At 69.5% G+C, this 10,520-nt stretch carries 12 protein-coding genes and 1 pseudogene; 9 read left to right on the top strand and 4 right to left on the bottom strand.

Features of this window, described 5'->3' with window-relative positions:
- The 3 genes from ACWGKT_RS13725 to ACWGKT_RS13715 form a co-directional block, all read left to right on the top strand.
- Positions 1–405: L,D-transpeptidase (locus tag ACWGKT_RS13725; RefSeq protein WP_453273727.1), on the top strand; the 405-nt coding region annotated here is incomplete at its 5' end.
- A 58-nt stretch (positions 406–463) separates the two neighbouring features.
- The gene (locus tag ACWGKT_RS13720) at positions 464–970 is read left to right on the top strand and encodes a SigE family RNA polymerase sigma factor (protein WP_453273726.1); all 507 of its coding nucleotides are present in this window, start codon (positions 464–466) and stop codon (positions 968–970) included.
- Positions 963–1,673 (top strand): L,D-transpeptidase, encoded by a 711-nt coding sequence (locus ACWGKT_RS13715; RefSeq protein ID WP_453273725.1) that lies wholly within the window; start codon positions 963–965, stop codon positions 1,671–1,673. The genes ACWGKT_RS13720 and ACWGKT_RS13715 overlap by 8 nt, the downstream gene beginning before the upstream one ends.
- 146 nt (positions 1,674–1,819) lie before the next feature.
- Here ACWGKT_RS13715 and ACWGKT_RS13710 read toward each other — a convergent pair whose 3' ends face one another.
- The 3 genes from ACWGKT_RS13710 to ACWGKT_RS13700 all read right to left on the bottom strand — a co-directional run bounded on the left by ACWGKT_RS13710 (position 1,820) and on the right by ACWGKT_RS13700 (position 5,083).
- Positions 1,820–2,290, bottom strand: coding sequence for an SRPBCC family protein (locus ACWGKT_RS13710; RefSeq protein WP_453273724.1), 471 nt, complete (start codon positions 2,288–2,290; stop codon positions 1,820–1,822).
- Positions 2,291–2,462: 172 nt separating this feature from the next.
- Positions 2,463–3,806, bottom strand: coding sequence for a carotenoid oxygenase family protein (locus tag ACWGKT_RS13705; protein WP_453273723.1), 1,344 nt, complete (start codon positions 3,804–3,806; stop codon positions 2,463–2,465).
- Entirely contained in the window at positions 3,803–5,083 is a 1,281-nt protein-coding gene (locus tag ACWGKT_RS13700) for an MFS transporter (protein WP_453273722.1), read from the bottom strand. Before ACWGKT_RS13700 ends, ACWGKT_RS13705 begins: the two co-directional genes overlap by 4 nt.
- Before the next feature lie 180 nt (positions 5,084–5,263).
- On the opposite strand from ACWGKT_RS13700, the gene ACWGKT_RS13695 reads away from it, so the two are divergent.
- The 4 genes and pseudogenes from ACWGKT_RS13695 to ACWGKT_RS13680 all read left to right on the top strand — a co-directional run bounded on the left by ACWGKT_RS13695 (position 5,264) and on the right by ACWGKT_RS13680 (position 8,391).
- On the top strand, positions 5,264–5,815 hold the full coding sequence (locus tag ACWGKT_RS13695) for a hypothetical protein (protein WP_453273721.1): 552 nt from the start codon (positions 5,264–5,266) through the stop codon (positions 5,813–5,815).
- A gap of 351 nt (positions 5,816–6,166) precedes the next feature.
- Positions 6,167–6,712 (top strand): Ig-like domain repeat protein, encoded by a 546-nt coding sequence (locus tag ACWGKT_RS13690; protein ID WP_453273720.1) that lies wholly within the window; start codon positions 6,167–6,169, stop codon positions 6,710–6,712.
- Positions 6,713–7,075: 363 nt separating this feature from the next.
- Positions 7,076–7,504: a hypothetical protein gene (locus tag ACWGKT_RS13685; RefSeq protein WP_453273719.1), complete on the top strand. Its 429-nt coding sequence runs from the start codon at positions 7,076–7,078 to the stop codon at positions 7,502–7,504.
- A 121-nt stretch (positions 7,505–7,625) separates the two neighbouring features.
- Positions 7,626–8,391, top strand: a pseudogene (locus ACWGKT_RS13680) (phosphate ABC transporter ATP-binding protein).
- 7 nt (positions 8,392–8,398) lie between these two features.
- Here the strand turns inward: ACWGKT_RS13680 and ACWGKT_RS13675 are convergent.
- Positions 8,399–9,244: a hypothetical protein gene (locus ACWGKT_RS13675; protein ID WP_453273718.1), complete on the bottom strand. Its 846-nt coding sequence runs from the start codon at positions 9,242–9,244 to the stop codon at positions 8,399–8,401.
- 31 nt (positions 9,245–9,275) lie between these two features.
- Between ACWGKT_RS13675 and ACWGKT_RS13670 the strand changes: the two genes are divergently transcribed.
- Together ACWGKT_RS13670 and ACWGKT_RS13665 are read left to right on the top strand one after the other, a co-directional pair.
- A complete protein-coding gene (locus tag ACWGKT_RS13670; protein ID WP_453273717.1) occupies positions 9,276–9,794 on the top strand; it encodes an NUDIX hydrolase in 519 nt (172 codons plus the stop codon).
- Positions 9,795–9,941: 147 nt separating this feature from the next.
- On the top strand, positions 9,942–10,451 hold the full coding sequence (locus tag ACWGKT_RS13665) for a hypothetical protein (RefSeq protein WP_453273716.1): 510 nt from the start codon (positions 9,942–9,944) through the stop codon (positions 10,449–10,451).
- Positions 10,452–10,520 lie beyond the last annotated feature (69 nt).

Raw genomic sequence — 10,520 nt, 5'->3', positions numbered from 1 at the left:
CCGGTGACCACCGGGGCGCCGGGGACGGACACCTGGAACGGGACGATGGTCGTCATGGACAAGGCGTCGAAGGTGCGCATGGACTCCCGCACCGTGGGCCTGGGTGACGCCTACAACGGCGACTACTACTGGGCCGTGCACCTGACGACGTCGGGGACCTACGTGCACCAGAACCCGCACGCGGACACGGCGGCCGGACACAGTAACGTCACCCACGGCTGTGTCGGCCTCGCCACCGACGGCACCGCCAAGCGTTTCTACGACCAGGTCATCGTCGGTGACGTCATCAAGGTCACCGGGTCGAACAAGGACCCCGTCGCCACCGGCAACGGCTACGGCGACTGGAACCTGACCTGGAAGCAGTGGATCGAGCAGAGCGCCGCCGGGGAGACCAAGACCGCATGACCCCCACCGCACCGACCGTACACGGCGCGCCCCACGCCGTGAGAGAGAGCACGACACGGTGACCGAGGACGAGTTCGACCTCTTCTACGCGGCTGCCTACCCGCGTGTGGTCGGCCAGCTCTATGCCTTGACGGGCGACTACGCCGAATCCCAGGACGTGGTCCAGGAGGCGTTCGTACGCGCCTGGGACCGGCGTTCGTCCGTCCTGAACGGTGACCGGGCTCCCGAGGCATGGATCCGTACGGTGGCCCACCGTCTGGCGATGAGCCGCTGGCGACGGGCGCGCCACTGGTGGGAGCTGGTGAGGGGTGAGTCCACACCGCGGTCCGCGCCCGAACCGAGCCCCGACCACGTGGCGCTGGTCACCGCTCTGCGGCGCCTGCCCGAAGCCCAGCGGACCGCGATAGTGCTGCATCACCTGTGCGATCTGAGCGTGGAGCAGATAGCCGCCGAGACCGGCGCGGCCGTCGGCACCGTCAAGGCACGACTGTCACGCGGCCGTACCGCACTGGCCGCTCACCTGGCGAGCGAGGAAACCCATCCGACGGAGGAAGCCTGTGTCTGACCAGCCGCCACCGCGACTTCTGACCGAGACGGAACTGTCCGCTCGACTGATCGGCCTGGCCGCACACAGCGCGGCCCCGGCCCCGGCCACGGGTGCACAGGTGAGGAGCCAGGCGCGACGCCGCCGCCGCGGCCGACGCGCTCTGCTCTCCACCTCCGCGCTGGCGGCAGCGGCCCTCATCGCCGTCACCTCCGGTGCGATCGCTTCCCCCAGCAAGCCGGCCGCATCCCCTGCGACGTCCGTGCCCCACCCGTCCCCGGCGCCGGTCCAGCGGGTCACGGTCGATCTGGACGCCCATTCACTGACCATCGAAGGCAGGAAGTTCGCCATCGGCACACCGCGGGCAACGTGCCCGATCGGCGAGACGACGGTCACCGTCAGCGCCAAGTACGCCACCCTGACCATGCCCCCCGCCAAGGGCGGCAAGTTCGACGAGTACACGGACGACAGGCGGTGGGCCGTCACGTTCACGGACCGCAGTGACCACGAGCGGCTCCTGCTCTTCGCGCTCAATCCCCCCGAGATCGACATCTCGGCCACGGCCAGCGTCCACGGCGCCATCGCCCTCTCACGCAAAGACGGGAAGCGGGTCTACGACGCCATCAAGCTCGGCGCGCGCGTGGAGATCAGGGGCCGACAGGGCGCGAGCGCGGCCCCGGACTCCCTGTGCTACGACCGCCGGCCGATCACGGGATACCGCTGACGCCGAATGGCGGCGCGCCGCGTCCAGAAGGGAGGAACCTGTCGCGCACGAGGTGGCCGCTCAAACGCGCACGAGGTGGCCGCTCAAGGAGTCGGCCACCAACCGGGCCCGGCCACTGCCGGCGAGCGTCGGCACGAAGGCCGGCATCAGATGGGTGAGGAGGAGCGGTTCGGCCCCTGCTCCGCCTCCTTCTTCAGGGCGTCGAGCCAGGCGCTGAGCGAGTCGTCCAGGGCGGCGGAGAGGTTGTCCCGGTCGGTGTCGACCGGCGCGCCCGCCCAGGATTCCCGGGTGCGGAGCACAACGCCGTCGCCGTCCTCGGTGAAGGTCCACTCGTGGACGCCGGTGATGCCGTGCGCGGGTCCGCCCCACAGGATGCGGTGCGGAGCGTCGACCGCGTAGATGGTGGAGTCGATGGACAGGCCCGCGGTCACCCAGTGGAAGGTGGTGCCGGGGGCGACGGGGCCGTCGAGCCGGGCCTCGGTGATGGCGGGCTGCCAACCGGGCCAGAAGCCGATCCCGGTGTGCAACTGCCAGACCCGCTCAAGAGGGGCGGCGATCCGGATGGTGTGGTCGGCGACGACGGGAGCGTTCTCGTCGATGGTCGTGGGGTAGGTCATGGCGGTTCCTCGGGGTTCGGGGGCCCGGGCCACCGTGGGGGAAACGGCGGCCCAGGCGGCTGGGGCGGGGCGGGCGCGGTTCGGAGTACGGGTTCCCGTGGCCGTGGATGCCGGCCGCGTTCGGTGCCCGGGCCGCTGAGGGGGAATCAGCGGCCCGGGCGGCTTTGGTGGGTCAGGCCGGCTGTTCGGTGTCGGGGATCCAGTGGCCGTGGATGCCGGCCGGGACCCTGCGGGGGAGTTCGACGGCGGCCACGGTGCTCAGGTCGCTCGCGTCCAGGACGAGCAGCTCCGAGGCGTCGGCCTTGAGATCGCTGACGATGGTGAGGAGGTAGCCGTCGTCCTCGCCGGTCCCGCCCGCGGCGGGCGCGAAGACGGCCTCGCCGGGCATCCGGCCCTCGCCGTGCGCGAGCAGTGTCTCCTGGCCGGTCTGTGTGTCGAACTTGACGGTGTGGTAGCCGGACAGGCCCGCGCCGGGGAAGGCGATGGCGTAGCTGTAGCGGTAGGCCGAACCGGTGTGGGCGTCGTTGATCGACGGGAACTCGGTGGCCAGGTCGTTGAGGGACTCGGTGGTGACCTTGCCGGTGGCCGGATCCATGGTCCACCGGTAGAAGGTCGAGCCGGCGTCGGGGCTGGTGCCGTAGCCGGGGGCGCCGACCCACCACTTCCACGAGTTCTCCCAGGCGGAACGGTCGAAGCGCGGTGCTTCGAGGACGATCCGGCCCTGGGCGTCGGTGTAGGCGTTGCTGACGTGCAACAGCGCGGCCTGGTCGGCGACTTCGAACCAGGTGGTGTCGCCACCGGCTCGCGGCATCACGCCGATGCGCAGCGGGACGTCGTCGTGCCAGCGGTAGGGGATGCCGGAGTGCTCGGCGTGGTCGAAGACCACCGGCGAGTTGATGAAGACGATGTGCTCGCGGGTGATGGCGAAGTCGTGCATGAGCGAGGGTCCTGAGCCGTCGATGACCTGTGAGGTGACGATGTTGCCGGTGGCGTCGGCCACGTAGTAGGTCAGGTACGGCGGGAAGGGGCTGTAGCTGAAGAAGTGCAGCTCGCCGGTCTGGGGGTCCTCCTTGGGGTGGGCGGTCATCGCGCTGGTGAGCTTGCCGCCGAAGTCGTACACGCCGATCGTGTCGAGGTCGGCGCTGACCTCCCAGGGCAGGTTGGCCTCCTGCAGGGCGAGGTAGCGGCCCCCGTGGAAGATGATGTTGGTGGCGGCGGCGCTGACTTCGAGCTCGGTTCCGGTGAACGGCACGCCGTCCAGGAAAGGGGTGCGCACCCAGCGGTTGCGGTACCACTCGGCCCGGCCGCCCGTGAGGCGGACGCCGTGGATCATGCCCTCGCCGCGGAACCAGTGGCTGGGAGTGATGCCGGGCTTGGGATTGTGCCCGTTGCGGAAGTAACGGCCGTTCAGCTCGGGCGGGAGGGTGCCGCGCACCTTCAGTTCACGGCCGGTGATCTCGTCGGAGACGGGGGTGAAGTGGCCGGAGATGTAGGGCTTGTCCAGGGGCATGGTCATGCCTTTCGCGTCGAGAGAGCCGAGATGAGCAGGGTCAGGGCGGCGCAGGCCCCGAAGGCCGCGCCGAAGGAGGGGAGCAGGGTCAGGAAGGCCAGGCCGATGGCTCCGCCGATCTGCCGGGTGGCGTTGACCAGCCCGCCGGCCAGGCCGTTGTCGGCGGCCGGGACGCCCGCGGAGGACATCGCGGTGAGCCGGACGAAGGCCACCCCAAGCCCGATGCCGATGAGGAGCGTGGGGCCGAGCAGGTCCACAAGGAAGGTGCCGTCGGCGGGGGTTCGCGACAGCCAGGCCAGTCCGGCCGCGAGGACCAGCAGGCCCACGGGGAGCACGGGACGGCCGGAGATCTTCCCGGTGACCCAGGACGAGAGGGTGATCATGAGGGCCAGGGGCAGCTGGGTCAGCCCGGCCTCCAAGGGTGAGTAGCCGAGGGTGCGCTGCTGGTAGAGGGGCAGGAAGTAGAACAGGCCCAGCCAGACCGCGCCCAGCAGGGCCATCAACACGTTGGGCACAGCCACCACGCTCATGCGCGCCGGCAGCAGCGGGTCGGTGGCGCGGCGCTGGAGCACCACGAACACGCCGAGCAGCCCCAGACCGATCACCGCGAGCGGCCAAGGCCCTGACAGGCCGTAAGTCAGCGCGACCAGCCCCGCCGTCACCGTCACCGTGCCCGGCACATCCAGGCTTCCGCCACGTGGCCGGTCGGCTGAGACCAGCAGCCAGGTGGCCACCAGGACGGCCAGGGCCAGGGGCACCATCACGACGAACACCGCACGCCAACCGAACAGGCTGGTGAGTAGCCCGCTCAGCAGCACACCCGCCGCACCGCCGGCACCGGAGACCGCGCCCCACACGCCGAGCGCGGTGCCACGCCGGTTGCCGTCGGGATAGAGCGTCAGCACGAGGGCCAGCGCCGTGGGCGCCAACAGCGCGGCGCCGATCCCCTGCACCGCCCTGCAAGCGATCAGCACGCTCGCCGTGGGCGCCAGCGCCGCGCCCAGGGCGGAGAGGGCGAACAGGCCGATGCCGAGCAGAAACACGCGGCGCAGACCGTGGACATCGCCCGCGCGGCCGCCCGGCAGCAACAGTGCACCGAAGACCAGTACGTACGCGTTGACCGTCCAGGCCTGGCTCGTGTCGGACAGGTCGAGCCCGGCTCGGATCTGGGGCAGGGCGACGTTCACGATCGACGTGCTCAGCACGACCAGGAACTGGGCCGTGGCCAACACCGCAAGCGGTATCCAGCCAGTGGTGGTCTGTCGCGGTGCGGTGCGGGTCATGGCTCGACACTCGCAGCGGGCGCCCGTCGCTCGCGTCGGTAGTCATCGCCTATACGACTGACTGCGGGACGGCGCTAGGTGACGGGACTGCGCCCGTTGCCAGCAGACCGTGACTCTCAGGGGCGCTGAGGGACCTTTTGGTCAGCGGCGAGAAAGTGACGTGGAGGGGGGTCGGTCCACATGGTCCGTCCGCGCTTGTTGTATGTGCCGACCGAAGATCTTGGAATGCACCTGCTGGCGAGTCCGCAGGTGCAGCGCAGAGCGGATACACGACCAAGCAGACCGGATACGGAACTGAGACCCGTCGGATGGCGGCTCGTCGGTGCCAACAACCGTGAACTGGGGCGCTGCGCCAGGGCGTTCGAGAGCCTGCCCGCGCGCCAGGTCGCGGTGATGCGGTTCCGGGAGCGCATCGAGGACGTGCGGTCGGTCCTCGTCATGGCGGACATAGCGGGCGCTTGGACCTGGCGGGTGCAACTCGACGGGCGGGACGTTGCCATGGCGGGGCGGGCGTATCCGCGGCATCGGGAGTGCCAGTACAACCTGAACCAGTTCCTGGCCGCGATGCCGGTGGCCCAGTTGAGCGATGGACTGGTCAGCCGGCCGCGGCTGCGTGGTCTGCATCTGCCCGGTCCAGGGCGGTCCGCGCCGTCGGGGGGTCCGGGTGACGGAGACGATCCGCCTCGGTTCACGACCCGTGTGCGGATCCAGGCCGGGGCAGGGGCGTCGTGAGCGCTGCCGTCTCCGGCTTCGGACAGCCGGATTCCGCGGACCCGGAGATCCTGGACGTACCGCGTGCCGTGCGGTCCAAGGGAGAGCAGGTGGACCGCCTCTTCCGTGGCGCGGCGCGCGGCAGCGGTGCCGTGGTGCTGGTGATCATGCTGTTGGTCGGCGTCTTCCTCGGCTACCGCGCGGCGGAGGCGCTCCGCGTGGCCAAGGGCTCCTTCCTGACCACGTCGGCCTGGGAACCCGACTCCCTTCAGCACCACCACGCTGGGCGCGGGCCCGCACTCGCTGACCGCGGACTTCACGCCGACCGACCCGGCCTACGCCGGGTCCTCGTCCAGCACGGTCGCCTACACCGTGGACCAGGCTCCGGCCCAGCCGAGGACGACCGCTCTCGCGGGCTCCCCGGCCGGTACGGCGGCCCAGTTCAGCCCGGTCAACTTCACGGCCACCATCACGCCGAACGGCGCGGCCGGTTCCGTGAAGTTCCAGGACACCGTGGGCGCCACCACGACCGCCCTGGCCACCGTGCCGGTCTCGGGCGGACAGGCGACCTACAGCACCTCCAGCCTGCCCACCGGTGACCACTCCTTCTCCGCCACCTTCGTCCCGACGGACACCGCCAAGTACACCGGGTCGTCCTCGGCCCAGGTCGCGTACGTGGTGGGCCCGTTCGCCGGCGTCACCGCCTCCGAGAACATCACCACCACCGTCGACTCGGGTGCGCTGGTCACCAGCGTGGACAACCCGAACGTCACCCTGCCGTCCCCGGTGCTGAACCCCACCGGCGACATGCTGACCACCGCGGGCAAGATCAACCCGGTCACGCTGACCGACACCCGTGCCGGTAACCCGGGTTGGTCGGTGAGCGGCCAGGCGTCGGACTTCTCCGACAGGCGCTGAGCATCCTCGGCGCGCTGCTTCTCGGATTCGTCCTGGACGTCGGCCCGTTGGGCGACCTCCGCCATGCCCGTGACCGGCAGGTCGACTACGCCGCCCTCCGGGGCGCCCTCGCCAACGGGGTCGCCCCCGTCGGCGGGGCGGTCCGGCCCGGCACGCCGGTGGCGGTGCCGGATGTCCCCGCGCTCCATCTGCGCGAGGTCGTCCGGGCGGGCACCACCGCGAAGGACCTGGCCCGGGGCCCGGGACCCCGCCGGGACACGCCGCTCCCGGGCCAGGCCGGGGTGAGCGTCGTCATGGGCCGCCAGACGACTCGGGGGCCCGTTCCTGCACCTTCGCGACCTGCGTCCGGGGCTGCGGTTCACGGTGACCACGGGTCAGGGCAGGCACACCTTCCGGGTGATCGGTCTGCGCCGGGCCGGAGACCCGCAGTCGCCGGCCCCCGCGGCGGGCCACGGCCGCCTGACCCTGGTCACGGCCGACGGCACGCCCTTCATGCCCCGGGGCATACTGCGCGTCGACGCGGACCTGGTCTCGCAGGTCCAGGCGGCGGGGGCCCCGGGCGTGACTCCGGGCGCCCTGCCCGAGGGCGAGACGCCGATGGGCGTCCAGCACTCGGCCTGGCTGCCGTTGGTGCTGTGGGGACAGGCACTCCTGGCCGCGGCCGCGGCCGTCGCGTGGACCCACGCCCGCTGGGGCCGCCGGCCCACCTGGGTGGTCGGTGTGCCCCTGCTCGGCGCGCTCGGCCTCACGGTCGCCGACCAGGCGGCACAGCTGCTGCCCAACCTGATGTGACGCCTGATGTGACACCTGATGTGACGCCGACCGAGGACTTGCCTTGACAGACCAGAGCAGTGCCACGGAGACCGAGACCACCCTTCCCCTCCCGCCGTACTCGGACGGCGCCGGAGCCACCTTGGACACTCGCCGGATCTCGGCCTGGTTGGGTGACCACAAGGTCCTCGACCGCGTGTCGCCGACCACGCCGGCCGGCCTGGTGTCGGCTCTCATCGGCCCCTCCGGCTGCGGCAAGTCGACGTTCCTGCGGATCCTCAACCGCATGCACGAACTCATCCCGGCCGCCTCCCTGGCCGATGAGGTGCTCCTGGACGGCCAGGACATCTACGCCCCTCATCGCCGTCTGACCGAGACCCGGCGCCAGATAGGGATGGTCTTCCAGAAGCCGAATCCCTTCCCCGCGATGTTCATCTACGACAACGTCACCTCGGGCCTCAAGCTCACCGGCACGCATCTGCACGGCGCCCCCCCCGCGACGATCTCGTCGAGGAATGCCTCACCAGGGCGGGCCTGTGGCAGGAGGTGCGGACCCGACTCCGCCAGCCCGGCGGCGCACTCTCCGGCGGGCAGCAGCAACGCCTGTGCATCGCCCGCTCCCTGGCCGTACGCCCCAAGGTCCTGTTGATGGACGAGCCCTGCTCCGCCTGGACCCGACCTCCACCCTCCGCATCGAGCAGACGATCCGCGAACTGGCCCGCGAGGTGACGATCGTGATCGTCACCCCCAACATGCAGCAGGCCGCCCGCATCTCGGACCGGTGCGCATTCTTCCTGGCCGAACAGGGCACCCCCGGCGCCATCGTGGAACACGGCCCCACCTCCACGATGTTCTCCACCCCGTCCGACCCTCGCACGGCGGACTACATGGAGGGCCGCTTCGGCTGAGTCGCCCCTACAGGGCCGCGATAGCGGGGCGCAGAAAATCCGTGGCGAGATTCGAGCGCATGAGTTCCCTGCCCGTCTCGGCCCGGGAACGCCGCTCATCGGCATGCTCGATGTAGTGACGACAAGTGTCAGTAATCTTGGCGTAGTCGGTGAAAGCCAGACCCGCAGCGTACTGGGCTTCCTCTTCGGCGTCACAGCCGTGCTCGGACACTACGAACCTGCCGTTGGCCAACAGGTAGGAAACCCTGACGATCTCAAAGATCTTGGCTTCGTAGAAGTGAACGTTCAGCACGACCTTCGCTCTGGCCATCAGCGCATCGCGCGCTTCGCCGTACAGACCGAACAGAGCGACGGCGTTGAGCCCCTCCGAGGCAAGGTGCCGAATCGGAGCGAGGCGTCGTTCGTTCAATGAACCGATGAAGAGCACATCAATGTCCTCCTCGGCCGCTGATCGCACTTGCTCCAACTCCGGAACATAGCCGATGGGGACATGCTGGACGCCGTCCACACCCATCCGCTCCAGTTCGGCGATGTTACGAACGCTGTAGTCCCAGGTTCTATGCTTCCGGAACAAGTCCAGTAGACCCCGCGTGATCCAAGGGGAATCAGGGGAGATCTGATCCAGGTTGTACAGAATATGGTCCTCTGGAAAGAGATCGATCGGGTTCGGGTGATTTGCTAGAAGATTGGATCCAAAAATAATGTGCCTGCGTCCGGGCAGTCGAGGGTCATGGGTCAGTACGCTGTCATGCCCAAGGCGCAACAGTGCCAAATGCACGGTTGTGGCGACCTCTTTGAACGCTTCCCAGTGCTGATACCCGGCCGGGCGAAGAATAGTGACTGCGAATCGCACGAACCGCTCCTTCTAGGTAGCTCCATTTGCAGTGCCAAGCTTCCTATCGGCGGTAAGCCGATCCACCTTGAATGGAGTCCGACGGGGCGAGCCAGTGGCTGACGACCGTCGGCCAGCCACCTCGGAGCCTCTTGCCGCACAAGTGTGGGTCTTTGACGAGGACTTCGCTCGAGTGCTGCTGGTTCATCACCGCTGGCGGGGCGGGGTTCCTCCGAGCGGGCGCGTTGAGCCGGAGCAAACGCCCCGAGAGGGAGCACGCCGCGAGCTCTGCGAGGAGACGGGCGTGGAGGCGGAGCTACTGCCGCAACCTGCGGCGGCGACAGTGCGGTCCTGTCGCCCCGAGTCGTCGGCGACTCTTGGACTGTCGTTCGTTGCGATCGTGGACGCGGGAACGCCTTTGGCGACGGAGTGTGGACAGCCGGCAGCCTGGACAGCCCTGGATGAGGACTGGGCCAGCTACTTCCCCGAGGACGCATCCCGCGTCCGCCGGCATGCGCGATGGCTGGTCTGGCCGGAGGGAGATGAGCCGGCGGCTCGGAACGCGGCGTAGTGGGCGTGGAAGATGTGCCACCACCCCTCTCCATGCGGACCGGCGTGAGGCAGCCCTCTGTCCCGGGGCGACAGGACCCGCCTCCGTTGCTGACCTACCGCCAAACTCGGGTGCCTGTCCCAGCCGACGCTGTTACGGTGCCGCATCGTGAGTACGGACATTCATGGCGGCATCGAGTTTCGTCACCCCGGCGTCGACACCGACTACTACGAGGGCGAGCCGTGGGTGGCCGCCATGGATCTCTGGCCGCTGTACGACGAGACCGACTACGCGGCCTTCGGCTGTCTCTTCGGAGTGCGCAACTACGCGGGCTTTCAACCTCTCGCACCAGACCGTGGCCTTCCCGTCGATCTGTCGAGCGGGATGCGCGAGCACTTGGGGAGCTGCGTTGCAGAGGGCAGCCTGTACGGCGCGAGCTGGGTCAGCTGGGCGGAGCTGGCATCGATGGATCTCGCGGCCGTGTCGCCCACGGATCTGCACAGCGTGACGGAACGCGTGGAGCGGACCGCCGACGGAGGGATGTGCACGTACGAACCGCGGACCGTCGGTGCTGTCCTGGGTCCTGGAACGGACTGGCCGCACGTCTTCGCCGTGATGAAGGCTCTGGCGGGCCGCTTCGGTGACGACGGCGTCCGCCTGGTCGTGGCGTTCGACTGACCGGACAGAGCCTCCTCATTTCACCCAACGCCCTGGGTGACCGCCGGGGCTGGGCCCGGCGGTCACGTG

It is taken from the genome of Streptomyces sp. NPDC054794, from assembly GCF_053611585.1.
This window is presented reverse-complemented; position numbering and strand designations above follow the sequence as displayed.